At 74.4% G+C, this 26,164-nt stretch carries 15 protein-coding genes and 1 pseudogene; 3 read left to right on the forward strand and 13 right to left on the reverse strand.

All coding sequences use genetic code 11. The features are described from left to right. Positions 1–10: 10 nt before the first annotated feature. The 13 genes and pseudogenes from MF408_RS15640 to rfbC all read right to left on the reverse strand — a co-directional run bounded on the left by MF408_RS15640 (position 11) and on the right by rfbC (position 22,162). A complete protein-coding gene (locus MF408_RS15640; RefSeq protein WP_240248470.1) occupies positions 11–3,427 on the reverse strand; it encodes a glycosyltransferase in 3,417 nt (1,138 codons plus the stop codon). Continuing rightward, positions 3,420–6,590, reverse strand: a complete 3,171-nt coding sequence (locus MF408_RS15645) for a polysaccharide pyruvyl transferase family protein (RefSeq protein ID WP_240248471.1) — start codon at positions 6,588–6,590, stop codon at positions 3,420–3,422. The genes MF408_RS15640 and MF408_RS15645 overlap by 8 nt, the downstream gene beginning before the upstream one ends. Further along, on the reverse strand, positions 6,574–7,047 hold the full coding sequence (locus MF408_RS15650; protein WP_240248472.1) for a glycosyltransferase family A protein: 474 nt from the start codon (positions 7,045–7,047) through the stop codon (positions 6,574–6,576). Before MF408_RS15650 ends, MF408_RS15645 begins: the two co-directional genes overlap by 17 nt. Before the next feature lie 96 nt (positions 7,048–7,143). Continuing rightward, positions 7,144–8,406, reverse strand: coding sequence for a glycosyltransferase (locus tag MF408_RS15655; protein WP_240251959.1), 1,263 nt, complete (start codon positions 8,404–8,406; stop codon positions 7,144–7,146). A gap of 5 nt (positions 8,407–8,411) precedes the next feature. Then, positions 8,412–9,608: a hypothetical protein gene (locus MF408_RS15660; RefSeq protein ID WP_240248473.1), complete on the reverse strand. Its 1,197-nt coding sequence runs from the start codon at positions 9,606–9,608 to the stop codon at positions 8,412–8,414. A 62-nt stretch (positions 9,609–9,670) separates the two neighbouring features. Beyond that, positions 9,671–11,224 (reverse strand): hypothetical protein, encoded by a 1,554-nt coding sequence (locus tag MF408_RS15665; protein ID WP_240248474.1) that lies wholly within the window; start codon positions 11,222–11,224, stop codon positions 9,671–9,673. Then, entirely contained in the window at positions 11,221–12,828 is a 1,608-nt protein-coding gene (locus tag MF408_RS15670) for a Wzz/FepE/Etk N-terminal domain-containing protein (RefSeq protein WP_240248475.1), read from the reverse strand. Before MF408_RS15670 ends, MF408_RS15665 begins: the two co-directional genes overlap by 4 nt. A 48-nt stretch (positions 12,829–12,876) precedes the next feature. Then, positions 12,877–13,581 carry a heparinase II/III-family protein gene (locus MF408_RS15675; protein WP_240248476.1) on the reverse strand — a complete coding sequence of 235 codons (705 nt, stop codon included), beginning with the start codon at positions 13,579–13,581 and terminating at the stop codon, positions 12,877–12,879. After that, positions 13,575–17,024 carry a bi-domain-containing oxidoreductase gene (locus MF408_RS15680; RefSeq protein WP_240248477.1) on the reverse strand — a complete coding sequence of 1,150 codons (3,450 nt, stop codon included), beginning with the start codon at positions 17,022–17,024 and terminating at the stop codon, positions 13,575–13,577. The genes MF408_RS15675 and MF408_RS15680 overlap by 7 nt, the downstream gene beginning before the upstream one ends. A 43-nt stretch (positions 17,025–17,067) precedes the next feature. Then, positions 17,068–17,223 carry a hypothetical protein gene (locus MF408_RS15685; protein WP_240251961.1) on the reverse strand — a complete coding sequence of 52 codons (156 nt, stop codon included), beginning with the start codon at positions 17,221–17,223 and terminating at the stop codon, positions 17,068–17,070. A 76-nt stretch (positions 17,224–17,299) separates the two neighbouring features. Next, positions 17,300–18,982: pseudogene (gene asnB, locus MF408_RS15690) on the reverse strand (asparagine synthase (glutamine-hydrolyzing)); the annotation flags it as partial. 4 nt (positions 18,983–18,986) lie between these two features. After that, positions 18,987–21,575, reverse strand: a complete 2,589-nt coding sequence (locus tag MF408_RS15695) for a nucleotide sugar dehydrogenase (protein WP_240248478.1) — start codon at positions 21,573–21,575, stop codon at positions 18,987–18,989. A gap of 98 nt (positions 21,576–21,673) precedes the next feature. Further along, positions 21,674–22,162: a dTDP-4-dehydrorhamnose 3,5-epimerase gene (rfbC, locus tag MF408_RS15700; protein ID WP_240248479.1), complete on the reverse strand. Its 489-nt coding sequence runs from the start codon at positions 22,160–22,162 to the stop codon at positions 21,674–21,676. 376 nt (positions 22,163–22,538) lie between these two features. Here rfbC and MF408_RS15705 point away from each other — a divergent pair, with 376 nt between their 5' ends. From MF408_RS15705 to MF408_RS15715, 3 genes are read left to right on the forward strand one after another with little or no spacing between them, the layout of a single operon-like run. Further along, positions 22,539–23,996: a hypothetical protein gene (locus MF408_RS15705; RefSeq protein ID WP_240248480.1), complete on the forward strand. Its 1,458-nt coding sequence runs from the start codon at positions 22,539–22,541 to the stop codon at positions 23,994–23,996. Further along, positions 23,962–24,978, forward strand: coding sequence for a hypothetical protein (locus MF408_RS15710; RefSeq protein ID WP_240248481.1), 1,017 nt, complete (start codon positions 23,962–23,964; stop codon positions 24,976–24,978). Before MF408_RS15705 ends, MF408_RS15710 begins: the two co-directional genes overlap by 35 nt. A gap of 22 nt (positions 24,979–25,000) precedes the next feature. Further along, the gene (locus MF408_RS15715; RefSeq protein WP_240248482.1) at positions 25,001–26,152 is read left to right on the forward strand and encodes a DegT/DnrJ/EryC1/StrS family aminotransferase; all 1,152 of its coding nucleotides are present in this window, start codon (positions 25,001–25,003) and stop codon (positions 26,150–26,152) included. The last annotated feature ends 12 nt before the right edge of the window (positions 26,153–26,164 follow it).

The raw sequence follows: 26,164 nt of genomic DNA on the forward strand, positions 1-26,164 counted from the left end.
CTGCTCGGGCTCACGGTCCTGGTGGCGACCGACGCCGTCCAGGGCGCCGATGACGCCGCGAAGGAGCTCTTCCGCCCCGACGACATGTGGAGCACCCCCGCAGCACCGCGCGGGCGAGGTCATCGACGGGCTCAAGCCGCTCCACGTGGTCGCCGGGGCGGCGCTCCTGGTCGGGTGGACGTCGCTGCGGTCGAGGACGGTGCGGCCCCTCGTCGTGCTGGGCGCCGCGGTCCTGGTGACCGCCGTGACGACCTGGGTCACCAAGCAGGTCCTCGACCGCCCCGACACGCACGGCATGGACACCGGCGGGAGCTACCCGTCCGGGCACGTCGCGGTCCTGCTGGTCGTGCTCGGCTGCCTGACCCTGGCGCGCCCCCGCTGGTGGACATGGCTCGGCACCGGCGTCGTCGTGGTGGTGATGGCGGTGGCGCTCATGCTGCAGGCGACGCACTGGCTGAGCGACATCGTGGGCGGCGCGCTGCTGGGCGTGGTCGTCGTGGCCGGCACCGCGGCGGTCGGCGACCGGCGGGAGGATCAGCGGGACCGCACCGACCCGGCGTCCTGCCGGTAGGGGGAGGACCGCCACTGGGCCCACCCGACGCGGTTGCCCTGCTCGAGCACCATGAACGACCACCGGCCGACGTAGCGGTTCCTCGACCAGCGGTTGTCCTGGTCGAAGGTGATCGCGCGCTCCACGGTCTGGCCCTGGTACGGCGACCACGGCGGGTACGTGCCCCAGTTGGAGAACAGCCCGACGAAGCCGCAGCCGCTGGAGACCGTGCAGGCACGGCCGATCACGGACGGGTCGTGCCGGAACAGGTTCCCCCTGACCCGTAGGTGCTGGGTCTTCCACCGGCAGTCGTCGATGTAGGGCGCGCGGCCGATGAGGTCGGGGTCGCTGCAGGCCTCGACGGTGGCGACCGACGGGTTCACGAGGGTCGAGCTCTCCGTGCTCGTGTTGGCCGGCGAGCCGGCGAACCGGTCGGCGTTCTCCCCAGCCGACGACGGCCGACCAGTTGTTGACGAACCTGTTGCGGAGGACCGACAGCTCGCCGCGGTAGGAGCCGCGCACGCGGCTGTCCCCGCCCGACTCGGAGATGTAGAGCGCCGGCGTCGGGAAGCCGGGGTCGTCGGGGCCGTCGACCCACCCGTTGCGGGAGAAGGTGTTGGCCACGAACCGCGCGTTGTAGCTCGTCTCGTAGATGATCCCCTTGGCGTCGTTGCGGTCGATCACGTTGGCCTCGAACAGGAAGCCGGTGTTGTTGGTGTCGGCCCACAGGCCGACGCCGCGGTTGTGGTGGACCCAGTTGCGGACCACCCGGCCCTCCGAGGTCGCCCAGAACTTCCCGCCGCCCGTGCAGCCGCACCCCGGGTACCGGTTCTCCCAGTCGTCGGTGTTGTTGCCCACGATCTCGTTGCGCCGCACCGTCACCCGGCGCACCCCGTCGGGGTGGTAGGCGCTGAACCCGTACTGCCCGTTGTTCTTCAGGCAGTTGCCGAGGAGCCGGTTGCGCGAGCCCAGCATGACGCCGGCGCCGGCGTTGGCGACGATCGTGCTGTTGCGGACCGCCCACCCGGGGGCCGCGTCGTGGTTGACGACGCCCTCGTTGTGGTTGCCGCGCCGGGCACCGAAGCGGCGGATCGTCAGGTAGGCGATCGTCACGTCCGGCGCCTGTCCGCCGAAGGCGTACCGGTGGTGCCGCTGACCGTCGATGACCGCGCCGGGCGCCCCGATGAACGTCTGGTTCCGCTTGGGGATGATCTGGCTGAACTCGCCGCCGTCGAACCGGTGCACGCCGGGGGCGAGCCAGAACGTGGTGCCCGGGGGTGCCGTCTGGGCCAGGCGCGCGACGTCCTGGGTCGGACGGACCCGGCGGGCGCCGCTCGGTGGCCGGCGCGGGCCCCTGAGCTCGGCGGTGCCGCACCTCCGGTCGGGGCGCACGCCGCGGTTGGGCACGTCCACCGGCGCGGTCGCCGGCTCGGCGGACACGCCGTCGGCCTGGTCGACCACGCCGCCGTCCGGCGCCAGGCAGGCGGTCGCGCCGAGGACGGCGACCGTCAGGCCGGTGACCAGCATCGCGCCGACGGTGCGGCGCGGGGACTCGTGGGGGTGACTCGTGGGGTGGCGCACGGCTACTGCCCTCCTGGCCGGTCCGCACCGGCCGACTCGAACGTGCTCGGGCGATCTAGGAGAAACTCGTGGATCCGGGCGCACACGGCGGGTGCGGCGAACCTGGCGCGGGCGGCCTCCCAGCCGGCGTCGCCCATCGCGCCCCTCCGGGCCGGCGACCTGCGCGCGGGCGAGGACCCGCTCGAGCACGTCGGCCGCGGCCGCCGGGTCGTCGAGCGGCCAGAGCTCCCCGGTACGACCGGGCTCGACGAGCTCGGCGAGGCCACCGACCGGCGCGGCGACCACCGGCAGTCCGGCTGCCATCGCCTCCGCCACCGCGATGCCGAAGCTCTCCATCCGCGCCGCGTGGCAGTAGACCCGGTGCTCGGCGAGGACCCGCGGGACGTCGTCCGTGTGCCCGAGGAACCGGACCTGGTCGGACAACTCGAGGTCCCGGGCCCGGCGCACCAGGGCGGCCCGGTCGGGACCCTCGCCGACGACGGTGAGGCTCGGCCGGGTGCCGCGGCGGGCCAGCTGGTGCAGGACGTCGAGCAGGTAGCCCTGGTTCTTGCGGGGCTCCAGCGAGCCCACCGTGACCAGGTCGCCCCGGCGGGTGGCCCGGCGGCCGGGCGGCTCCGGAGGTACGACGACCGGGTTGGGCACGACGACGGCGTCGACCTGCCGGGCGGCGGGGATCCGCTGCTCGACCGTGCGCCGGGCGAAGTCCGACACGTACACGATGCCGTCGAGACGCGGGACGACCTCGTCCTCGAGCGCCCGGATGGCCCGGAAGCAGCGGCCTCCCCGGCGGATCTCGCCCTTGTCGGCCCACTCGTCGGCCTGGGAGACGTTGAAGTGCGCGGCCAGGACGACCGGCTGCCCCGGTCGCCGGACCCGCAGCGCGACCGCCGCCGACACCGGGCACTGGGCGTAGACGACGGCACCCGGCCGGGCCTGCAGTGCCGAGCGCAGCGGGGCGGCTAGGAACTCGGCGTGCCAGTGGCGGTACCACCACACCGCACCGGCCCGGGTCACCGGCCGCACGAGGAAGCGGCCGGCGAAGACCGGCCCCAGCAGCGGGGACCTGCTCGAGAACGGGGTGACCAGGGTGACCGCGGAGTGGGAGTGCGGGTCGGCGGGCGGTTCGGGCTGCAGCTGCGCGAGCAGCGTGGAGACGTGGCTCTGCACGCCGGTCCCACCGGTCTCCCGCATCAGCGACGCGACCACGACCTGCCGCACCGCGGGTCCCCGGTCGCGGGCAGCGCTCGGGACGGCCGACGGGCTGGACGGGCTGGACAGGCTGGACGGGTCAGGCATCGGTGCCGCCTCGGTGGTCGCCGCCCACCGGCGCCGGGCCGACGAGGCTGCGCTCGGCCGCTCGGTGAGTGGCGGGAGACCGGTCGCCGGTGACGGCCGTGCCGAAGCGACCCGCCTCCGCCCGCAGCAGGGCCGACCACCAGACCGCGGCGGCCAGCACCGACGCGGCGGCCATGCCCCAGACCGCTCCGTGCGCGCCGGCCAGCACCGCGCCGAGGACCGCGAGCGCGAGGAGGAGCGCGGTCGAGACGAGCTGGCACCTCAGGGTGCGGTCGGCGCGGCCCAGGGCCCGCAGCCCCGCGGAGGGGCCGACGTGGAGGCAGCCGGCGGTCGCGCTGACGGCCACCGCCGGGAACAGGGCGTGCGCGTCGTCCCACGCGCTCCCGAGCAGAAGCTCCCCGGTGCCGTGGGGGAAGACGACCAGCACCACGACGGCCCAGGACCCGGCGGCGGCCGCCAGCGCCACGCTGAGCGCCACGCACAGCCGGTGGAACGCGACGCGTCCGCGGTCCAAGCCTCGGACGGTCTCGGGCACCGCGACCTGCGCGACGCCCATCAGCATCGTCACCACCGGGCCCATCAGCATCTCGGCGCCGCGGACCCCGCCGGCGGCCCGTACGCCGTCGGCCGCCGCCACCACGGTGGGCCGGACCTGCCCGCCCACACCGAGCGCGATGTTCTCCGCGAGGAACCGGACGCCGAGGTCGCCGTGGTCGGCGAGCCAGGACCGGAGCTGCCGCGGATCGGGCACCGTCCCGGCCTGGACCGATCCGACGACCGCGGCGACGTAGGCGGTGCCGCCGAACGCGAGCATGCACCAGCCGACCCCGGCCACGCCCACGATCTCGAGGGCGAGGAGGGCCGCGACCATCAGGACGCTCCACACCACGTCGTTGGTGAACGCCTTGGCGCCCTGGCCGGAGGCGAAGAACGCGTAGCGCCAGCTGTCCTGCAGCGTCAGACCGGGCAGCGTGACGCCCAGGGCGACCATCGCGGCGCCGACCTCGGGGTGGTCCAGCACCGACCACGAGACGAGGCCGACGGCTGCGCAGAGGAGGCCGGCCACCGTCCCGACGACGACCGCCGTCCCCGTCGCGGACACGGCTCCCCGCGCCCACCTCCGGTCGCCGTGGCCGCTGAACCGCACGACCAGCGGGTCGGTCGACAGCCCGCGGTGGGCGCTGAGCACGACCGCGTACGCGACGAACGCGAGGCCGAGCGCACCGAGCGAGACCACGCCGAGGGACCGGGCGACGACGATGCCGAGCACGAAGTTCTGCAGGCTGGAGACGCCCTGGTCGAGGACGCCCCAGCTGAGCCTGCTCAGGATCGACCGGGGCGCGCGGATCACGGCCATGCGAGTCACCGGCCCGTCCGCGCGCCGCGCACGGCGCGGGGCGCGGCTGCGAGGAACGCGTCGAGGGCGGCGAACTGGCGGTCGAGCTCGCCGGCCAGCCGGGTCGCGCTCTCCCGGAGCGTGGCGGCCACCCGGGCCCGGTCGGCGTCGAGCCGGTCGAGCATCGCGACGACCTCGCCGAGGCTCGCCCCGCGCGGGTCGAGGGCGTAGTCGGGGGTGCCGACGGAGGCCATGAGCGCGCGGTGCTTCTCGGCGTACCCCAGCGAGAGCGTCGGCTTCCCGGCCTTCACGGCGCACAGGACGTTGTGGAACCGGCTCGCGACGACGGTCTCGACGGCTTCGACCTGGCGGCCGAGCTCCCCGAGGGTCGCGGCCGGCTCGAAGACGAGCGCCGCCGGCGGGAGGCCGGGTTCGGCCGCCCGGACGCGTTCGACCACCCCTGCGCGCGACCGGCTCGTCGTCCCGGTCGCCGACCAGCAGCCGCACCGGACGGCCGTGGCCGACCAGCCACCGCACGAGGTCGACGACCAGTTGCTCGTACGCCGTCGCGACCTGACCGGAGGGGTCGCCCGAGGCGAGGTCGATGACGCCGACCCCGACCGATCCAGCGGGCGCCCCGGTCGCGGGCACCGGTGGCAGGGCGAAGGCCAGGTCGGGGTAGACCTCGTCGTCGTCGACGGGCACGCCCATCCGGGCCATCTCGGCACGCGAGTAGTGGTCCCGGAACGAGCGGTAGGCCGCGAGCCGCGACGCCCGCACGAGCAGCCAGCGGGTCGGGCCGCGCCCCATCCGGCTGGCGCCGACCGAGACGTGCGCCACCGGCACCCCGGCGGCGCGCCCCGCCAGGCTCAGGCAGAAGAGGGCAGCGGGCAGCTGCCACGGCTTGACCGGGAGCGTCGTCTCCAGCGACCCCATCCCGGGGACGACGACGACGTCGTGACCGCGGACCCAGCGGGCGGTGGTCCACGCGTCCGCGACCGCCGCCCACGCCACCCGGGCCGCACGCACCGGGAGGGGCGCGCGCCGCCCCGCGCGGTCCGGCTCCGCGTGCAGCCGGTGCATCTGCCGGGCGGGCAGTCCGTAGCGCGCGGTGACGACCTCGGGCCCCGAGCAGAGCAGGTCGACGTCGGCGTCGCCGTACGTCGTGCGCAGGTGGCCGAGCAGCGCCTCCAGCGTCCCGTCGTTGCCGAGGTTGCCGGAGCCGAGCCGGCCGTGGATCCCGATCCGGAGCCGGCGGGCGGGCGCGCGCTGCCCCGCGGGCGGTCGTCGGCCCTCGTCGACACGCGTCGGCGTCACGGCGCCTACTGCCCGGCCACGACGGCGTGGACCCGCGGCGCGAGGGGGCGAGATGGTCACGCGCCCGCCGGCGGCGGGACCCGGGCGACCGGGAAGCCGGCGGCGCGCCCGGTCGGCGATCCACGACCCGAGCACCCGGAAGCACGCGCGCCGCTCGGCCGCCGTCAGCGGCGCGCGCCGGATGTTGTCGGCGTGCGCCCAGACGAACTCGGCGTACAGCCGCGGCTTCGGGTTGCGCCAGCGGTTCGCGCGGCTCGGGTCGAGGTTGGCCGTCCACGCGTGCACCGTCGGGTTCGCGACGAAGGCGCGGCCGCCGTGGTGCCGCCGGAAGTACAGCCAGTCCGGGACCTGGCGGAACCGCCCGCGGAGGGCGAGATCGGCCATGAAGGTCTGATCGGCGTGGTGGTGGCTCCCGTGCGGCTTCACCGTGCGGAGCACGTCGCTGCGGATGACGCCGTAGAAGTCGTCGGCACGGATGGCGCCGGGCACGTCGTCACCGCCGAACAGCATGCTGTGCAGCCGGACGGCGACCTCCGGGGGAGTCCGTCGCGAGCGGGTACTCCATCGCCTGGATGAGCTCGCCGCGGTCGTCGATCGCCGCGGTCCACGAGTGCGCCAGCACCACGTCCGGCTCCTCGTCGAGGACGGCCACGCACCGCTCCAGCAGGTCCCGCGCGTAGAGGTCGTCGGCCGACGCCCACTTGAACAGCTCGCCCCGCGCGTGGCGGAACACCACGTCGTGGTTGCGGGCCGCTCCGATGTTCTCCGCCTGCCGGACCAGCCGGATCCGGCGGTCCTCGGCGGCGTAGCGGCGGACGGTGTCGTCGGTGTCGTCGGTCGACGCGTTGCTCGAGACGACGATCTCGAAGTCCTCGAACGTCTGGCCGAGGAGCGCGTCGAGCGACTGGGCCAGGTAGTCGCCGCCGTTGTAGACGGGGAGGCCGATGCTCAGCCTGGGTTGCCGCATGGTGGTCCACCTCTTGCCCGGCCGCGCGTTGCGACCTGTCGTCGTGCCGACGCCCGAGGAGCCGACGTCGCCCGGGCTTCTCGACCGGTCATCACCCTAGGAACGCCGCGACCGGCCGGCCGTGGTTCCGGCAGGGGCGTACCCAGCATTGGGGAGCGCCGCCACCTCGGCCGGGAGGAGCCGCGGGTTCTCCCGCACGAACCGGTAGACCTCCTCGAGCCGGTCCAGCCCGACCCCCGGCCGGAACCGGCGGTGCCACGTCCGGAGCCCCGCGCGTCCGAGGTCGGCGAAGGTGCCGGGGGACCGGTCCAGCTGCTCGAACGAGGCCGCGAGGCTCGCGGCCTCGCCCGGACGGAACAGCACCCCGTCGACCCCCGGCGTGACCAGCTCGGGGAAGGACCCCCTGGCCGGCGCGATCGGCGGGACGCCCGCCGCCATCGCCTCGACCGCCACGAGGCCGAACGTCTCCTCCCACGCCGACGGCACCACGACCGCGGCGGCGCCGCCGAGCAGCCGCCGCGCTTGCTCAGGAGCGACCTGGCCGACCAGGTCGACCGAGGGCCGGTGCCGCGCCCACGCCTCGACCTCCGCCGAGAGGGGCCCGGCGCCGACGATCCGGAGCACCAGCCCGCTGCGGGGGTGGGCGCGGCCGAACTGCTCCCAGGCCTCCATCAGGAACCGGACGCCCTTCGCCTCGTCGAGCCGGCCGACGTAGGCGACCGCGTGGTCGGTGGGGCCGGTCCGGGGCGGTGCGGGGTCGACGAAGTTGTGCTTGACGAAGGTGCGGTCGACCGGCAGGTCCAGTCCCGACATCAGCCGCCGCTGGGACTCGGAGATGAAGACGTACGCCGACACGAGGTCCCGCCAGGTGCCCCGGTTGACCGCCAGGCCCAGGCTGACGGGGGCGGTCGTCGCCGATGCCCCCCGGTAGCAGCCGTGACGGACCGCCGGCAGCAGGGCGCCGTCGGCGCACGCGTGACAGGGCCGTCCGTCCCGGAAGAAGTCGCCGCTGGCGCACAGGAGCTTGTAGTTGTGCAGCGTGGCCACGACCGGTACGCCGAGGTCGCGGCAGGCCAGCAGCACCGACGGGCTGAGCGTCGGGAACGTGTTGTGGACGTGGACGACGTCGGGCCGGACCGTCGCCAGGCGGTCCTCCAGCGCTCGTCGTACCTCCCTGCTGCGGACGCTGGTCACGACCAGGGCCGCCCGCCGCGCCGCCGACCACGACGCGATGTCGTCGCTGTGCCGCTCGAAGCGCTCGACGGTGTGACCTGCGGAGGCGAGCAGCGCGGCCTCCTGGTCGACGACCCGGTTCTCGCCGCTCGGCGCCTGGGACCGGTACCGGCCGTGCACGATCATCACTCTCACGGGGAACCTCCGGGTGATCGGCGGCGCCAGCAGCGAGGCGGCGACCGCGAGGTCGAGCAGGTAGGGGAGGGGCTGCCGAGCCCCGTCTCGGTGAAGGAGGCGACGACCGCGTAGACGATCAGGAAGATCGCGACGGCGCGGGACGGGCCGGGCGCGTGGGCGATCGCGAGCACCAGCAGTGTCAGCAGCGCGGCGACCTCGACGGCGATCCCGAACCAGCCCTGGTCGTAGTAGGAGGCGACCCAGTTGCTGTCGATGGGGAGCCCGCCGAAGGACTGGTTGGACATGCCGGAGCCGAACAGCGTGTCGAGCCAGGGCCGGTCGAGGCCGAACACGGCCGACCAGACCTTGGTGCGCCCCGTGAGCTGGCTGAGGTCCTGCGCGCTCTGGCCGCGCGTCGCCCAGGTGGTGATCTGGGACGCGAACAGCGTCACGACGCCGACGCCGGCGAGGGTCCCCCAGGCGTAGGTGCGACGGACCCGCGCGTGCCCGACGAAGAGGCTCGCGCCGGCGAGGACCAGCCCGACGACGACGGCCGTGAGCGCCGTGCGGGTGTGTGTCGCCGCCAGCACCGCCCCGCACACACCGACGGTGACGAGCGCATGACGTCCGCTCACCAGCCGGCACATCCAGAGCAGGGCGGTCACCCCCAGCAGGACGGCGCCGTAGTGCGCCACCTGCGTGGGCGGGATCGGCCAGATCGCGCCGGACAGCCGGCCCTCGAACGCGAACGCGGACCCCGGGGAGATCAACGCCCCGAGCAGCACGGTGCCGAGGACGGCCCAGAGGACGATCCGGTGGCACCGGAGCAGGAGCAGGTCGCGCCGCCCGAACCACGGCGTCAGCAGCCACAGCACGACGACGAACCCGAGCAGTCGCGTCGCCCGGAACACCGAGCCCGCGAAGAACTCGTTGTGCAGGCTGACCATCAACGAGACGACCGCCAGCATCGTGTAGAGCACGAGGAAGAGGCTCGACCGCACCACGCCGCGCCGGTTGACGACGAGCGCCAGCACCAGGGCGACCGGCAGGGCGCCCTGGGTGATGAGCTGTCCGACGGGCGCCGGGATCGGGACGACCGTCGGGTTGCCGGCGAACGAGAGGACGTTGAGGAACAGCGCACCCCACGCCGCGACCACGAGGACCGGGAGCGTCCTCGTGTCGACCGACCGCCACCGCCCGGCCGACGCCACCCGCGGTGCCCCTCTCGGTGCCCCGCTCAATGGCCCTCCTGATCGCCCGGCGACCGGTGCGGTCATCGCGCGTCCCTGCGGGCGATCGGGGACGGCTGGTCCGCCTCCTCGAGGCGGCCCGAGCTGTCGTCGAGACCGTCGGCGCCGACCATCACGGCGAACGGGAGGTCGAGGCCGCTCGACCGCACCAGCTCGACCGTCGTGCGCAGCCGCTCGGCGCTCGACCGTCCGGCCGTGACGACCGGGACCACCTGGTCCGCCCACGACGGCACCTGGTCGATGCCGGTGCCGGGATCGATGTCGACCAGCACCACCACGACGTCGGCCGCGCGCCACTCGGCGTCGAGCCCGGTCGCGGACGAGCCGTCCCGCCGGACGGAGCCGGGCCCGCGCGCCAGCACGCCCTCCTCCGGCCGGGTCACGGTCGGCACCACCGCCGGGCCCGACGACCCGTCGGCGAACGACTCCCCGAGCGACGCGGCGAGCCGGCCCCGGGGGCTCAGGTCGGCGACGAACACGGACGCACCGGTCCGGGCCAGCGCCGCGACCAGGGCAGCGGTGACCGCCTCGCAGTCCTCGATGTTGCCGGTCGCGCCGACCGCCAGCCGGTGCGGGCCGCCCTGCCGGTCGGCGTACGCCGCGGCGATCGTGCGGCCCAGCTGCTCGTGCGCCGGCGATGCTCCCGGTGCACGACCGGGCAGCCGGAGCCGGCTGCCGCCGCCGGCGGTGAACCGGACGGGTACGCCGAGGGCCAGGGCGACGTCCTCGCGGCGGCGCAGCTTGTCCGACGTCAGCGCGGTGAAGAGGACGATCCCGATGCCGACGGCCGCGCCGCCGATCGCCCCCGACATCGCGGTGAGGACGACCCGCCGGGCGCCCGGGGCCGGCACCGCGCTCGTCGGGTCGAGGACGTGGCTGGCGGCGGTCAGGGCGGCGGTCTCGATCGTGCTCTGCTCGACGGTCTGCTGCAGGGCGTCGACCTCCGTGGCCAGCTCCGCGCGGCGCGTCAGGAGGTCGGACACCACGGCCTGCCCGCCGCCGTTCTCGTCGACCTCCTCGGACTGGTCCGTGAGGTCGGCGATCTCGGACTCGAGCTCCTCGATCCGGTCTCCGTAGCCGCGGGCGAGCGCCTCCGCCTGCATCTCCATCTGCGTCCGGCGGAAGTCCAGGAAGCTGGTCGCGAGCGTGTCGGCCAGCTCGGCCGCGGCCTCGGGGCTGCCGGCGGCCACGGTGACGACCAGGACGGTCGTCGAGACCTGCTCGAGGGTGACAGCGCCCTGCAGCTCGTCGGGCGACATCTCCAGGCCGAGGCGGTCGATGACGTCACCGGCCACCGAGCGGGTCCGCAACAGGCTGATGTCGGTCGCCATCTCCTGGGCGGGGTCGGCTCCCGCGGGGTGCGCCAGCATCAGCGTGACCTCGGCCTTGCTCGGCGACGAGAGCATCAGCGCCGCGGACGCTCCGAGCAGCAGGCCCACCGCGCCGAGCCCGACCCAGGTCCTCCAGCGGCGGAGCACCGCCGTGGTCAGGAAGTGGAGGCTCGCCAGGGGAGTGGGCGGGGCGCCGGCGGGCTCGTCGACGGCCGGCTCGTCCACCTGCCACGTGGATCGCATCATCGGCCTTCCCGGGCTCGTCGCCGGTCCGGTGCGCCGCCCTGGTCGGCCGCGCCGGCGGCGGGCCGGGTCCTCGGACCACCGGTGAGCAGCGTGGGCAGCGGAGCGCGCCCGACCCGGTCGGCCTGGAGCAGGCGGCCGGAGGTGCGGTCCAGACCGTCGGGGTCCGCGACGACGACACCGGCGATGCGGTGGCCCGCGTCGTCGATCTCGACGGCGACGCGCGCCAGGTCGTCCGCGGTCGCCTTCCCCGGCGAGACGCAGACGAGCGTCACGTCGGAGTGCGGCTGCGGCGTGACCTCGGGCTTGCGGCGGTCGATGACCACCACGACGACGGTGAGGTCGACGTCGGTCGCGTCGGCGGCGCCGGTCGCAACCGACAGGCCCGGACGAACCTCGTCCTGGCCCGGGTCACGGTGACAGGCGGCCCACAGCGAGGCGGCCGACTCGTGCCGCTGGGCCGCCACGAGCCGGGTCCGCAGCCCGCTGGTGGCGGCGTACGACGCGAGCTGCGGGCCGATCGCGAGCGCCCGGTTGTCCTGGTCGAGCGACACGACCGTGATCGTCGCCGCGCGCCGGTCGCCGTCGTCGGCCCGACCGCGTGCCTTGCTGTCGGTGAGCTGGGGGACGAGCTGGCGGAGCGCGAGGCGCAACGACCAGGCGTCGACCGTCGACGCCTCGTAGGACTGCATCAGGGTCGTCCACCCGGCGACCGAACGGGGCGCCTGGCTGTGGACCGAGGCGACGACCGGGCTGCCCACCGCGTCCGCGATCTCGTCGCGCAGCCGCAGGCGGCGGTCGTTGCGCAGGACCGCCGACATCGCCATGAGCACCAGGAGCAGAGCGGCGGCCGCACCCACGGCGGCGTAGACCGCGTAGTGCACCGCCGCCTTCGGGCGGGTCGCGGGCGACGCGGCCTGGATCTCGGTGGCGGTCGCCGCGGGGTCCGTGGTCCCTCCCTCCAGCTGCTCCGTCAGCTTGTCCAGCTGGAGGAGCAGGTCGGCCTGCTGCGCCGTGAGCTGGGCGAGCGCCGCGATCGCCGCGTTGGCGACCACCGAACCCGGCGGGGCGCCGTCCCGGCGGTCCTTCGTGCGGGTCATCTCCGCGGTCACCCGCTGCAGGCTGGTCTCGAGCGTGCGCCGCCGCTGCTCGAGCACCTGGTCGCCGGCGTCGTCGACGGTGCTGGCCGCGTCGGCGACGTACCGGATCTCGGCCCGGGCCACGGCCGCCGCGAGGGCCTCGGCGAGCGCCGGAGACGCCGCCGAGGCCTCGATCGTGATGACGTCGTTGGTCGAGGCGTCGATCCGGATCCGCTCCCGCACCTCGGTGGCCGTCATCGGCGGCTCGAGCGCCTTGCCGGCGGGGCCGAGCACGAGGTCGCTGGAGGCGATCCGTGCCTCGGTGAGCGGGTCGCGGACCACCAGCTGCCCGTTCGCGTCCTTGCCGGAGGGGAGCAGCACGACGCTGACGCTCGTGTAGACCGGCGGCCGCAGGTAGGCGACCGCGACGCCCGCAGCCGCGCCCAGCAGCAGGATGGCGAGGACGACGAGCCGGTAGCGGCGCAGCAGGGTGATCGTCGAGCGAGCGTCGAGCGCCTGGTCAGCCATGGCCGGCCCCCGTCCCCTGCAGCGGTCCGTCGAACCGGAGGACCGACGTCAGGGTCGCGGTGCGGTCGAACGTTCCGCGGCCCACGACCGTCGTGGTGGGCACCCGCTCGCCGAAGCGGGGGAGTGCCAGCCCAGCGGCGGGTCGACCTCGCCGCTGTGGGTCGACCACTCCAGATCGCCGGGCAGCTCGAGGGTCGCCTGTTGGTCGCCGGACGGATCGGTCCAGGACAGCCGGGCGGCGCCGGCGTCCAGTCGTACGTCGACCAGGGGCCCGAGGTGGAAGCGCAGGGCGACGTCGTGGGCTCCCGTGCTGGAGAGCCGGTCGACGATCGACAGCCGGCGCGCCGACGAGTCGAGCCGGACGCTCCGCTCGTGACCGACCGGGTGCTCGAGCCGTGCGTACCCGTCGTGGCGGGCGACCCACCGCTGGTCGTCCGGGTCGGTCGTGTCGACCTGGTCGACCACGGTCGCGGCCCGGGTCCGCCAGAGGAACGGGCCGCCCTCGACGGACTGGTCCAGCCGGTCGACCTCGACCGTGTTGTGGGCCCGGGTCGAGCGGAAGTAGCTGCGCCACTCGGGCTCGCCGTGGTAGCAGTACGTGCCCGGGTCGACGAGCACCTCGACGCCGTCGTGGCGGACCTCGACTGCCAGTGCGTCGGCGTGGCCGTGCGCGGCGATCGAGAGGAACCCGTGCGGCCCGCCGTCGCAGCGGCACCAGATCTCCGGGCCGGCGCCGGACGGCGACCTCAGCACCGTGATCCCGGCGTCGGCGAAGGTGGCCGGTCGTCGCGCGGGACGGGCGCCCGCGGAGCGCGGTGCACCGGCGAGAGCGCCGACGGCCGGGCCGAGGACGCTGTCCGTGGCCGGCGGCCACCACGGCAGCGGGCCCACGGCGTGCCGACCGAGGTCGAGCAGCAGCCCCCAGGGGTCCGCGGACGGGGCGTCGACCAGCAGGGCGCGCCCTTCGTCACCGTCCCCCTGACGGGGCGGACGGCCCGCCGCGTCGGGGGACGGCCGCGGCGACGTCGTACGCCGCGACCACCAGCTCCCAGGTCCGCTCCGAGAGCGGGGTCCCGGCGGCAGCTGCCTCGGCACCGACGAGCACCGCGGTCTCCGCGACGAACCGGTGGTAGTCCGTGGCGAGCTCCCGGTTCACCCCGCTGGCGAAGGTGTTGGCCCGCAACGCCGCCTCGAACCCGGCGATCGCGTCGCGCCGCCACCTGTCGCTCTCCTCGAACCACGGGAACGCGCAGGCGGCGACCGCCCGGCCGGCCGCCTCGAGGACCAGGTGGTTGTTGGCCGACGACCCGCAGCTGCGGAAGGCGGCCAGGTGCTCCTGGTGCCAGCGGAGCTGGGCGAGCGCGAGCTCGTTGGACTCGAAGAGGTCCGCTGCCTTCGGCCAGTCGTCCAGCAGCCGCCGCACCCAGACCCAGCTCAGCAGCCGGACCCCCAGCTCGATCCCACTGGTCCAGTGGATCCCGGAGAGGAACGGGTTGGCGGCCCACCACGAGCGGAGGTGCTGGTCGACCCGCTCGGCGTACCGCTCGTCCCGGGTGAGCCAGTACGCCGTCGCCAGGACGGTCAGGTGGTGGTGCCGGGAGAGCTCCCACACCGACTTCACGTTCCCGGTCACCTGCTCGTCGCGGTGGTCGATCCGGAAGGCGTACCGGCTCGACGGGGAACGACGACCGGTGACCGGGTCGCGGAACCAGTCGGGCGACACCAGGTCCGTCCGCACCGTGCCGAGCACGTCCCAGGTCCCTGCCAGCAACGCGTCGGCCGCCTCGACGAGGGCAGCGGCGGCGGGTCCGGGCACCTGGTCCCGCGCGCCGGGCGGGAGGACCGCCTCGAACGTGCGGGGGGTCGACGAGCCTCGGCACGGCGACCGGGTCCCCGGACCGCACCTGGCGCCGCGCCCATGCCGCCTGCCGCGCCTGGTCCCGTCCGCGCGCGACCACCTCGCCGGGACCCATCTGCCGGAGCCGGCGGGCGTACCACGTCAGGGAGCGGCTCACAGGGGCACCGGCCCTCCGGAGACCAGGCTCTGCTGGACGGCGATGGTGGCGCGGGTCGTGGCGAGCAGGTGGTCCAGGGGGATCGGCATCGGCCCGCCGTCGCGGACGGCAGCGACCAGCCGGCGCAGCTGCTCGGCCTGGCCCTTGTCCTGGCCGGTGAGGGGCCCGCTTGGCGTCCTTGCCGCCGCTGCCCCACACGGTCGCGCGGGTGAAGTTGTCCAGCCGGGCGTTGCGGCCGCAGCCGGTGACGTCGAGCGTCTCCTTGGGGAACTTGCCGTGCCCGTCCGTGGCGTAGGTGATGTCGGCCAGCGACCCATCGGCGAACCGGATGGCGGCGTGGACCGCGAGCCCACCGGGGGTCTGCCGCGCCCAGACCTCCGTCGGCGTGCTGCCCGTCCAGGCGACGAGCGTGTCGATGAAGTGGCCGCCCTCGCCCAGGAAGCGGCTGCCCTCGAGCTCGCTGTCGAGGTACCAGCTGCTCGCGTCCAGGCGCCCGGCGTTGACCAGGTAGCGGGCGCTCACCGGGCCGGTCGTCGCGCCGAAGCGTCGTCGGAGGTCCACGAACAGCGGGGCGAACCGGCGGTTGAACCCGACCACCAGCCGGTCGTTGCCGGTGCGGGCGACGGTCTCGCGCACCCGGTCCAGCTGCTCGACCGTCAGCGCCAGCGGCTTCTCGACGAACACCGACTTGCCGTGCTCGAGCGCGGTGCAGACGAGGTCGGCGTGCGAGTGGTGACGGGTGACGACGAAGACCAGGTCGACGGCCGGGTCGGACAGCACCGTGTCCGCATCGGTCGAGGCGGTGGCGAACCCGAACTTGCGCTGCGCGTTGACCGCGGAGAGCGACCGCGTGGTCGCGACCGACACGAGGTCGACGCCGGGATCCTTGGCCAGGTGCGGCAGCAGCATGCTGGACGCGTAGTTGCCGGCACCCACGAAGCCGATCCGCACGGGCCGCCGGCCGACCGGCGGCGCCGGCTCGGACGTCCGGCGCTCCACCGTCCGCGCCGCTCCGAGCGCGGGCGCGGGGGCGGCCGCCCCCGCCGGGTCGGGGGTACTCCAGGAGGAAACCGACCCCGGTGGCCTCACCGGTGCGCAGCTGCTCGTAGACCGTGGTGGCGTCGGCGATCCCGTGGATCCCGGACACCAGCTGCCGACCTCGACCTGGTCGGCGGCGATCAGGTCGAGGAAGCAGCCCAGGTTGCGGCGCTCGGTCCACCGGACGTAGCCGGCGGGGTAGTCGACCCCCTCGAGCTCGTAGCGGTCGTCGTACCGCCCCGGTCCGTAGGACCGTGAGAAGCGGAGGTCGAGCTCCTTCTCGTAGTAGGCGTTCCACGGCAGGTCCAGCCGGGTCTTGCCGATGTCGACCACCCGGGCCCGGTCGCGGGCGAGCCGGGCGGCGACCTCGACCGGACCGTTCGACGCGCCGCCCGCGGCCAGGAACACGTGGTCGGCCCCCGGGCTCGACGGGTCCGCGCCGAGCACGCCCTCCAGGCGCGCCAGCCCCTCGGGGTCGGGGCCGGCGCACAGCAGCGCGCCCGCCTTCTCGGCGAGCCGGCACCGGTCCGGCACCGTGTCCACCCCGACCACCCGGACGCCGGCGGCGACCAGCAGCCGCACGACCAGCTGGCCGACCAGCCCCAACCCGATCACGCACGCCGTCTCCCCGAGCTGGGTCTCCGCCCGGCGCACCCCCTGCATCGCGATCGCGCCCACGGTGGCGAAGGCGGCGTGCTCCGGTGCGACGCCGTCGGGCACGCGCACGCACAGGTTGGTCGGCACCCAGTTGAACTCGGCGTGGAGGGCGAACTCGTTGCCGGCCGCGGCCACGAGGTCGCCGACCGCGAACTCGTCCTCGGCGCCCGGACCGACCTCGACGACGACACCGCAGAGGGAGTAGCCCAGCGGCGTGTAGCTGTCGAGACGGTTCATCGCCTTCTGGTAGGCGGCCACGGGTCCCTGGTGCGCCACGGACTCCGCCAGCTTCCGGACCTGGTCCGGTCGCGCCTTGGCCTTCCCCAGCAGCGACATCCTGGCTTCCGACACCTTCATCAGCTCGGTGCCGGTGGAGATGAGGGAGAACAGGGAGCGGACGAGCACCCCTCCCGGCTTGGTGGCCGGCACCGGTGCCTCGAGCACCACGAGCTCCCCCGAGCGGTAGTTCTGCGCGACCTGCTTCATGCGTCCCCCGTCATCGTCGTCTCCTCGTGGATCACGTGTGTCCTCATGCGGCCGCGACCCCGTCCCCACGGGCGTTGCGGTACCAGAGCTCGAGGCTCAGCAGCTGCCAGACCTGCTTCGCCAGGTCGCGGCGTCCCGATCGCTGGTCGGCGACCAGCGAGGTCAACGGCGCCCGGTCCAGGAAGCCGGAGGCGACCAGCTCGCCGTCGACGAGGACGTCGTCGACGAGCTCCCCTGAGGTCGTTGCCCACCCACGCCCGCAGCGGGGCGCCGAACGAGGCCTTGGGCCGGTCGATCACCTCGGACGGGATCCAGGCCCGGGCCGCGTCCTTCAACGCGGCCTTCTGCGTCCGGCCCCGGATCTTGCTGGACCCCGGCAGCGAGAACGCGGCGCGGAACACCTCGACGTCGACGAAGGGCACCCGGACCTCGGTCGAGGCAGCCATGCTCGCGCGGTCGGTGTAGGTGAGGTTGAGACCGGACATGAACAGCCGCGAGTCGGCCAGGCACATGCGGCTCACCTGGTCGTCCAGCCGGTTGTCGTCGTAGAGCGTCCGGTGGCTGTCGACCACGGCGTCGATGTCCGGTCCGAGCTCCGGCGCCAGCAGGCTGCCGAGCTCGTCCCGGTCGTACAGCGTGTAGCTGCGCCGGAACGCCTCCTCCTCCGGCAGCTCGGCGAAGTCCAGGAACCGGTGCGCCCACCGGACGGTCCGTACGCCGCGGCCGGCGACGACGACCGGCAGCCGGTCGGCGACGGGTCGGACCACCCGGGAGCGGAGCAAGCGGGGGAGTCGGCGGTAGTGGCCGCCGAGCAGGCAGGCGAGGTGCTTGCGGTAGCCGCCGAACAGCTCGTCCGCGCCCATCCCCGAGAGCAGCACCTTCGCGCCCCGTTCGCGGGCCGCCTCGCACATCAGGAAGGTGTTGATCGCGGCCGGGTCGCCGATCGGCTCGTCCAGGATGTCGACCATCCGCGGCAGGAGGTCGACCACGTCGGGCGCGATCTCGATCTCGTGGAGGCGGATGCCGAGGTGCCGGGCCATCGACCGCGCGTACCGCGTGTCGTCCGGCATCGCCTCCAGCCGCTGGTCCTGCGACCGGAAGGCGATCGTGTAGGCCTCGATGGCGGGGTCCGCCCGGTGGGCGAGGGCGGTCACGACGCTCGAGTCCAGGCCGCCGCTGAGGAACGCCGCGACCGGGACGTCGGCGACGAGGTGCGCCGCGACGGACTCCTCGACGACGGCGCGCAGGTCGCACGGCGGACCCGCCGCGGCCGCCGCGGCCTCGGCGACCGCGTCCCAGTGCTGCCCTTCGGTCACGCCGCCGTCACGCCCGACGCGCAACCACGACCCCGCCGGGAGCTTGTGCACGCCGCGGACCGCGTCGAACTGCTCCGGCAGCCAGTAGTAGAGCGCGGAGGCGACCATGCCCGTCGGGTCCACCCGCAGCTCCGGACCGACCGCGGCGACGATCGCCTTCAGCTCCGAGGCGAACAGCAGGCCCGAGCCGCGGCGCAGCACGAACAGCGGCTTGATCCCCAGCGGGTCGCGCGCGAGCGTCAGGCCGCCCGTCGCGTCGTCGTGGACGGCAAGGGCGTACATGCCCCGGAACCGCCGCAGCGCACCGACGCCCCAGGCGCGCCAGGCCTCGAGCACGACCTCGGTGTCGGAGTCGGTCGCGAACCGGGCGCCCGTCCCCTCGAGCTCGCGGCGCAGCTCGCGGTAGTTGTAGAGCTCCCCGTTGTAGACGAGCCGGAGCCCGCCCTTGACGAACGGCTGGTCGGCCGCGGTCGTCAGGGCGATGATCGAGAGCCGGGTGTGGCCCAGGTGGACGGACAGGTCCGGCGTGGTGACCTCGACGACCCCGGCCGCGTCGGGGCCGCGGTGGGCCAGTCGCTCCACCATCGTGGCGGTCACGACCTTCCCATCGGCCTGCTGGTAGGCGCCGGCGATCCCGCACATGGCCTCAGGCCCCTCGGCCGACCGGGGCCGCGGGCTGCTCCGCGGCCGCACGACGGACGCCCGCGAGCCGGTCGACGACACCGACGTACGCCTTCTCCTGGTGCTGCCAGGCGAGCTCGTCGACGACCCGCTCCCGGCCCAGCCGGCCCATCGTGGCCCGCGCCTGCGGGTCGTCCAGGAGGTCCACGATCGCCGCGGCGAACGCCTCGACGTCGTTGGGCCGCGCGTAGACGGCGGCGGGGCCGGCCGAGACCCGGGTCTCGACCAGGTCGAAGGCCACGACCGGGAGGCCGAAGGCCATGTACTCCATCGTCTTGTTCATGGTGGAGACGTCGTTGAGCGGGTTGCGCGGGTCGGGGCTGAGACCGAGGTCGGCGGTCGACAGGACCGACGAGACGGTGGCGTCGGGCACCCGCCCGGTCATCACCACGTGCTCGCCCAGGCCGAGCCGGTCGCGCTGGCGCACCAGGTCCGGGTAGCAGTCGCCGCCACCGAGGAGGGTGAAGGCGATGTCGGTCCGGCCGAGCTCGTTCACGATGTGGTGCGCGGCGTCGAGGACGATGTCGACGCCGTCCTGCGGACCCATCACGCCGAGGTAGGCGACCAGGTGGCGGTGGCCGCGGCGCAGCCCGGGCTCCGCGGGACCGGCCTTCAGCCGGTCGGGGTCGGGCCCGGTGCGGACGACCGTGACGTCCTGCGCCGCCTTGCCGCCGCGGGTCCGGGCGACCGACGCGTAGGAGTCGTTGGTCGACGTCACGGCGTCGGCGGCGCGGAAGGTGGCGCGCTCGAGGAACAGCAGCGCCCGCAGCGGGAGCCGCCTCCCGTCCGGGAACCGGGAGCGGTAGAGCTCCGGGCAGAGGTCGTGGTGGTCGAACACGAACCGGGTCCCGTCGCGCAGGCGGAGCCACCGGGCCAGCGGCCAGAAGATGTCGGGCGGGTTGCAGGCCTGCAGGACGTCGATCCGGCCGCGCCGGCGCCGGGCGCGGAGCACCAGGCGTGCCGTGGCGAGGAAGGAGTAGAGGTACTCGGTCACGAAGCCCCGTGTGGTGCCGTCGGACGGGCGGGGGCGGTAGGTGAAGACCTCGACCCCGTCGATCACCTCGTGCGGGCGGGACTGCGGTCCTGCCGGGCAGACCACGGTCACGTCGTAGCCGGCGCGCAGCAGCGACTGGCACTCGAGCCAGACCCGGCGGTCGAACGGGACGTGCAGGTTCTGGATGACGATCAGCACGCGGGGCGTCCGGTCGTGGGGCGCCGGAGAGGTCACCATCCGATGCCCTGGTAGCCGGGGGAGCGACTCGATCGTGCTGCCGAGGTCGCCCTGCAGGTCGATGATCGCGGCGGGCCGCCGCTCGAGCAGCGCTTCACGGACCGGGACCCCGGCGTGGGCGACGACCGCCACGTCCGCGTCGGCGAGCGCGTCCTCGGGCCGGCAGACCAGCAGCCGGTTGAGGTGCGGGAGCTTGGCCTCGACGTGGCGCCGGTTGGCGCCGACCAGCCGCTCGGGGTTGATGATCGGGTCGTAGACGCGCAGCTCGAAGCCCTTTCCCATGAGCCGCTCGGCGAGCTCGACGTTGGGGCTCTCGCGGAGGTCGTCGGTGTTGCTCTTGAAGCTGAGGCCGAGCAGCGCCACCCGGCGCCGGCCCAGCGCGACGACGCGGTCGACGACCTCGCTGATTACGAGCTCGTTGGTCTGCCAGGTCCCTGCGAGCAGCGGCACGTCGACCCCGCTGGTCCGGGCCATGTGCTGCAGCGAGCGGAGGTCCTTGGGCAGGCAGGAGCCGCCGAACGCGAACCCGGGCCGGAGGTAGGCGCGCGAGATGTTCAGCTTGTCGTCCTCGCAGAACACGTCCATGACCTCGCGGGAGTCGACGCCGTGGAACCGCAGGACGCGGGCCATCTCGTTGGCGAACGAGATCTTGGCCGCGTGGAAGGCGTTGCAGGCGTACTTCAGCCCTTCCGCGGTGCCGACGGAGACGTGGCGGGGCGGCCGGCCGAGGAACGCGAACAGGCGGGTCATCGCGTCGAGCGCGGCCTGGTCGTCGGTGCCGGCGACCAGGAACGGGGGATGGGCGAAGTCGTCCACCCCGCTGCCCTCGCGCAGGAACTCGGGGACCATCGCCGTGCCGACCGACCAGCCATGGGGGAGCGGGTCGGCGAACGCCGGGCTGACGACGCCGTCCACCGTGCCCGGCGGCACGGTGCTGCGGACGACGACGGTGTGGTGCCCGGACGCCGGCGGCGCGACCTCGTCCATCGCCGCCCTGATGTCGGCGACGGCGCGGGCGATGTACCCCAGATCGGTCTCGCCGTGCGCGCCGGACGGTGTCCCTACGCAGACCAGCGACACGTCGGCGTGTGCGATCGCCTCCCTCGAGTCGGTGGTCGCGCGGAGCAGCCCGCGGGACACCGTGTCGGCGATCAGCTCCTCCACGCCGGGCTCCACCACGGGGCTCCGGCCGTCCCTGATCATGTCCACCTTGAGCTGGTCGACGTCGACGCCGACGACGCGGTGCCCGACGGAGGCCAGGCCGGCTGCGGTGACGCACCCGACGTACCCGAGGCCGAACACGGCTACCTGCATCGGCGGCATCGACGGCATCGACGGGGCCGACGGCACCGCGGGGGCTGTGGTCTGTGTCATGCCCCCATGACACGAGCAGCGGCTCGGGGCCGGTGGCCGTTCCTCGGTCACGTACACAAAGTTGGGGAGTCGAAGGGACGGATCTCACGCAACCGGTCGCCGAGCTCGGCCAGCCGGGGGGCGGACCGGTCGACGCCGGAGATCCCGGAGACCTCCAGCGGCCACGGGATGGCGAGCTCGGGGTCGTCGTGGGCGATGGTGACGTTGTACGCCGGGTCGTGGGGCTGGTCGATCCGATAGCTGGTGTCCGCCGTCGCCGTCAGCGCCTGGAACCCGTGCGCGCAGCCGGCGGGGACGAAGATCGAGGTCTGCTCGTCGCCGTCGAGGTCGAACGAGAGCCACTCCCGGTAGGTGGGCGAGCCCGGCCGGAGGTCGACGACGACGTCGAAGATCCGTCCCGCCGAGCAGCGGACCAGCTTGCCCTCGCCGGCGCCGGAGCGGACATGGAGCCCGCGCACCACGCCGCGCCGGGAGCGCGACAGGCTGTCCTGGACGAACGAGTGCGGATCGACGCCCGCGCGTCGCGCGACCTCCACGTCGAAGGTGCGGCTGAAGAACCCCGCTCGTCACGGTGCGGCGTCGGCCGGAACCGGACCAGCCCGGGAATGCCGGTGCTCTCGTACTCCATCGCCACCCCTGTCGAAGCCTGTCGAAGCCCGTGCGCATCGCGTGCACGGCACGCGACCACGGGCGGCGACCCGCACGGAGGGGAGGCCGGACCCGGGTCCCGACAATTGGGTACGCCGGCGGTGACGCACCAGGCCGGTTCCCGCCCCGGACGGCGTCCGCCATCCCCAGAACGCGGGACCCGAGCGGCGATTGCGTCCCGGGACGGTCCGTGGTTCCTAGTCTCGCCGCATGCGTCCCCCGCGTCACGAGCGAGCCGGTTCCTCCTCCCGAGGCAGGAGCCCGGTGCTGCTGGTCCTGCTGGCTCTCGCGGGTCTCGTGGGTGCGTTCCTCGCCCCGGCTCCGGCCTCGGCGGACGAGCCGGCCCCGACCGCCCCGAGCCCGTCGGTGTTCGTCACCTGGGACTGCACCGGCAGCCCGTGCCCGTGGGGCGGGCAGACCACCGGCCATGCGGTGGCGTGGCCGGCGGAGGTGGCTCCCGTCCGCAACCGGCACGGCTACACCACCTCGGCCGGTGTCTACGCGCCCGGAGCCACGACGTCGGGCTACCAGGTGAGCGTGCACACGGGCTCGGCGCGGGTCTACGCCGGTGAGCCGGACGGCGCCCACCGGCTGGTCGCATCCGTCGCCGCCGGCGGCACCACGACCCTGCCCGTCGTCGCGGCGGGCGAGGTGTTCTCGGTGCAGGCCGACGGCCCGTTCACCTACACGCTCACGCCCGGCACGCCGCCGGCGCCGGACCCGGACGCGCCGCGCTCGTCGGCGTACGTCACCTGGGACTGCACCGGCACCCCCTGTCCCTGGGGCGGGCAGACCGCCGGCCACGCGGTGGTGTGGCCGGTCGAGCTGTCCCCGGTCCGGGAGCGGCACGGGTACACGACCTCGGCCGGTGTCTACGTCCCCGCCCAGAGCGTCGCGGGGTTCGAGGTCTCCGTCCACACCGGATCGGCCAAGGTCTACGCCGGTGAACCGGACGGGTCGCACCGGCTGGTCGCGTCGATCGCCGCCGGCGGCACCACGACCCTGCCTGTCGTCGCGGCGGGCGAGGTGTTCTCGGTGCAGGCCGACGACCCGTTCACCTACACGCTCGCACCCGGCACGCCGCCCGACCCCGACCCCGACCCCGAGCCGGAGCCGGACCCCGCTGCGCCGCGCTCATCGGCGCAGGTCACCTGGGACTGCACCGGGAGCCCCTGCCCGTGGGGGGCGCAGACCAGCGGCCATGCGGCGGTGTGGCCGGCGGAGGTGGCGCCGATTCGCAACCGGCACGGCTACACGACCTCGGCCGGTGTCTACGCCCCCGGCCAGAACGTCGCGGGCCACCGGGTCAGCGTGCACACGGGCTCGGCGCGGGTCTACGCCGGTGAGCCGGACGGGTCGCACCGGCTGGTCGCGTCGGTCCCCGCCGGCGGCACCACGACCCTGCCCGCCATCGGTGCGGGCGAGGTGTTCTCGGTGCAGGCCGACGACGCATTCACCTACACCCTGACCGCCGGCACGGTGCCCCAGCCGGACCCGAACGCGCCGCGCTCGTCGGCATCGGTGACCTGGGACTGCACCGGGAGCCCGTGCCCGTGGGGGGAGCAGACCAGCGGCCATGCGGTGGTGTGGCCGGCGGAGGTGGCGCCGATCCGCAACCGGCACGGCTACACGACCTCGGCCGGTGTCTACGCCCCCCGGCCACAACGTCGCGGGCTACCGGATCAGCGTGCACACGGGCTCGGCGCGGGTCTACGCCGGTGAGCCGGACGGCGCGCACCGGCTGGTCGCGTCGGTCCCCGCCGGCGGCACCACGACCCTGCCCGCCATCGCGGCCGGTGAGGTGTTCTCGGTCCAGTCCGACGACCCGTTCACCTACGCGCTCGCCACCACTCCCGTGCCGGACCCCGACCCGGACCCCGACCCAGACCCGGGCGCCCCGCGCTCGTCGGCGTCGGTGACCTGGGACTGCACCGGGAGCCCCTGCCCGTGGGGGGCGCAGACCACGGGGCACGCGGCGGTGTGGCCGGCCCAGCTGGAGCCGGTCCGCAACCGGTACGGCTACACGACCTCCGCCGGTGTCTACGCCCCCGGCGCGAAGGTCTCTGGCTACCAGGTCACCGTCGGCTCCGGCACCGCCAACGTCTACGCCGGCGACCCGAACGGCTCGCACCGGCTGGTCGCGTCGATCCCGACCGGCAGCACGACCACCCTCCCCGCCGTCGCAGCGGGTGAGGTGTTCTCGGTGCAGTCCGACGACCCGTTCACCTACACCCTCACCCCCGGCACGCCGCTGCCACCGCTCGACCCACCCTGCCAGGACCCGGTCGCGTGCGACCCCGTCGCGTGGACACCCGCGATCTGGGTCTGCAACATCCCGGGCTGCACCGACGGCGACTGGGTGGGCGGCGTGGTCTCGTGGCCCCCGGGGACCGCCTACAGCTCCAACGGCAGGAGCGGTGGCAACTCCCGGACCGTCTACGCCGAGGACGGGAGCCTGCTCCACCCCTACATGGGCCCGTGGGCCGACGGGTGCGAGGTCACTGTCCTCACCGGCGAGGTCCTCGTCATCGAGTGGGAGCGCGGCGAGGACGTCTGGCGGGAGACCGTCGTCGGCCCGGGCGAGACCCACACGATCGAGCTCGTCGGGGCCGAGAACGGGGCGATGCTGGAGACGCCGAACAACAGCGAGCCGTTCACCGTCAGCCTGGCGAGCTGCACCCCTGAACCGGTCGGCGCGGGATGAGACGACAGGTGGTGACCGCGTCGTGAACCGCATCGGCGTCATGCAACCGTGGCTCGGCGAGGAGGAGGTCGCCGCGGTCACCGGCGTCATGGAGGCAGGCTGGGGGCTGCTCGGTCCGCGCGTCGAGGAGTTCGAGAACCGGTTCGCCGAGCGCCAGGAGGTCGGCTACGCGGTCGCGACCTCGAGCAGCACCTCCGCGCTGCTCCTGGCGATGGTGGTCGCGGGCGTGGCGCCCGGCGACGACGTCGTCGTGCCGGCGTACTGCTCCCTCGCGACGGCGAATGCCCCGACGTTCGCCGGCGCCCGCCCGGTCCTCGCCGACGTCGACCCGGTGACGGGGAACATCACGGCCGCGGACGTCGAGGCGGCGATGACGCCTCGTACGACGGCGGTGATCGCCGTCGACCACGGTGGGACACCCGTCGACCTCGACCCGATCCGCGGCCTCTGCGAGCCGATGGCGATCCGTGTCATCGAGGACGCCGGGTCCGGCGTCGGTGCGGAGTACCGGGGCCGCCCCGTCGGTGCGGGGGCCGACCTCGCGGTGTGGTCCTTCCAGCCGCACCAGGTGCTGACCACCGGCGAGGGCGGGATGCTGACCACCGACAACGTGGCCTGGGCCTTGCGCGGTCGCCGGTTGCGCGAGCGCGCCGCGGCCCTCCCCTCGGCGACGAGGAGCAGCGTCCTCGCGATCGCCGAGGTCGGGTTCGACTACCGGATGACCGACGTACAGGCAGCCGTCGGGATCGTCCAGCTGAGACGGCTGGACGAGGTGGTGCGCCGCCGCCGCGACCTGGCCGCGCGGTACTCGGCCGCGATCGGGACGATCGCCGGCCTGCGGCCCGTGTCCGACCCCCGACCACGGTGCGAGCAACTACCAGTCCTACCGGGTGGAGGTGCTCGACGAGTACCCGCTGGACCGCGACGGGCTGCTCGCCGCCTTCGCGCGGGCCGGCATCGCCGCGGGGCGCGGCACCACGGCGGTGCACCTCGAGCCGGCCTTCGACGCGAGCGCCGGGTTGGTCGTGCCGCTGCCGGTGGCCGAGGCGCTGACCCGCCGCACCGTGGTCCTGCCGCTGTTCCACCAGATGTCGGACGCCGACCAGGCACGGGTGGTCGAGGTGCTGCGCACGGCGAGCCGTTGCGCCGGGCTCGACCGCTGTCACTAGGATGACGGTTTCAGTGT

It is taken from the genome of Nocardioides sp. TF02-7, assembly GCF_022437945.1.
Lineage (GTDB): Bacteria > Actinomycetota > Actinomycetes > Propionibacteriales > Nocardioidaceae > Nocardioides.